Source organism: Streptomyces murinus (genome assembly GCF_002154555.1).
GTDB classification, from domain to species: domain Bacteria; phylum Actinomycetota; class Actinomycetes; order Streptomycetales; family Streptomycetaceae; genus Streptomyces; species Streptomyces murinus.
On the sequence record NZ_MUNF01000990.1, the window covers coordinates 1 to 1,432 of the forward strand.

3 protein-coding genes and 1 riboswitch are annotated in these 1,432 nt (G+C 73.3%); all 3 genes read left to right on the top strand.

The window, feature by feature from the left end:
- Positions 1 to 87 precede the first annotated feature (87 nt).
- The 3 genes from CCN72_RS37155 to CCN72_RS37165 all read left to right on the top strand — a co-directional run bounded on the left by CCN72_RS37155 (position 88) and on the right by CCN72_RS37165 (position 1,388).
- Positions 88 to 282, top strand: a complete 195-nt coding sequence (locus CCN72_RS37155) for a hypothetical protein (protein WP_086812680.1) — start codon at positions 88 to 90, stop codon at positions 280 to 282.
- Between the two features lie 87 nt (positions 283 to 369).
- A riboswitch (Fluoride riboswitch) is annotated at positions 370 to 433 on the top strand.
- A gap of 122 nt (positions 434 to 555) precedes the next feature.
- On the top strand, positions 556 to 840 hold the full coding sequence (locus CCN72_RS37160) for a DUF211 domain-containing protein (RefSeq protein ID WP_086812681.1): 285 nt from the start codon (positions 556 to 558) through the stop codon (positions 838 to 840).
- Positions 837 to 1,388, top strand: a complete 552-nt coding sequence (locus CCN72_RS37165) for a hypothetical protein (RefSeq protein ID WP_086812682.1) — start codon at positions 837 to 839, stop codon at positions 1,386 to 1,388. The genes CCN72_RS37160 and CCN72_RS37165 overlap by 4 nt, the downstream gene beginning before the upstream one ends.
- The last annotated feature ends 44 nt before the right edge of the window (positions 1,389 to 1,432 follow it).

Sequence of the window (1,432 nt, forward strand, 5' to 3'; positions counted from 1 at the left end):
GGCGCGGGACGGCAGAAGCCACGGCCGGGTAGATGAAGGCCGGAGGCGGGTGGTCGTCCGGTCGCCGCAGGCGGACGGCGGTGTGGCATGAGCGGCCTCGCCGGCCCGGTCGCCCGTGTCCTGCGCTACGGCATCGGGCCCGCCGCCCGCCGGGCCGCCGCCGAGGAGGCCGACCGGCTGTGGGCGCGGGGGGTCGCGGCGCGCGCGGTCTTCCGGCCGGAACACGGCGGCTGGGCGGTCCTCGTCCTCACGGCTCCCATCCGGAAGCGCCCGCGCGGGTGACGAGCGGCCGCTCGTGACGGCGGGACGCGGGCGGGCGGGTCGGCGTCGGCGCGGCGGACCTGGCAGGACATGCGCCGGGTGGCGCACTATGGAGAGGGCGATGAGGCTCGCCCTTGACCGCACATCCCGTGCTGATGGCCTCTACCTCTCCCGGTCGGACAGCCGCTGTGGCTGCCCGCCGACGGTGACGGGTCAGGAGGCTGCCATCACCTTGCCACTCTCCAACTCGCCCTCCGTCCCGGCTGCCTGAACCCCCGCCAGAAGGAGTTGGACATGCCCGTACGACGGCTGGTCCTGGACGTCGACAAGACGATCGACGAGCCCGATCTGATCCACCTCGCGTCGGTGATCGAGTCCGTGTCCGGGGTGAAGGCGGTGAACATCGCGGTCACCGAGATCGACATCGAGACCGTCGGCACGAACGTCACCGTGGAGGGCGACGACATCGACGTCGCCGCGCTGACCGAGGCGATCCAGCACACCGGAGCGGTCGTCCACAGCATCGACGAGATCGTGGCCGGCGCCTATCTGCTGGACAACAAGCCGCGTTCGCGATGACCCCGGTCCGCGGTCTGCGGATCCTGACCGTGCGCTCCCTGCTGCCGCTGGTCCTGGGCCTGGTGGACGGGCTGCTCAACGCCCTGACGCTGTCCGCCGCCTCACTGGTGGGCTCGGGCGCGCCGGTCAGCGCCTCGCTGGCGCTCCGGGTCGGGCTGGTGGCGTTGACGACGGCCGCGTTCGCGGTGTTCGTGGCCGACTACGCCGACCGCCGCGCCTATCTGATCCGCGCCTCACGGCAGTTGAACCTGACCCGGCGGGGGCAGCTGGCCACGACCCGGCTCGGCCGGCTCGCGCTGACACGCGCGCTCACGGCCACGGCGATCGCCTGCACCGCGAGCTTCGCCGGAGCGACACTGCCACTGCTGGCCGGGGCCGCGGCACCGGATCTGTCATGGATCGTCGTGGTGCTGGCCGTCGTCGCCCTCACAGTGCTGGGGGCGATCCTGGGGCGCCTGTTCGCGGGCAGTTCCGTGCGGTGGGCGGCGGTGCTCGGCTGCGGCGGGGTGGCCGTGACGTGGATCGGTGTGTGGCTGCACATCACCTGAGCGCGGCGCGCGCGCCTCTCGCGCTATCGCGGCGGTGGCCCGGT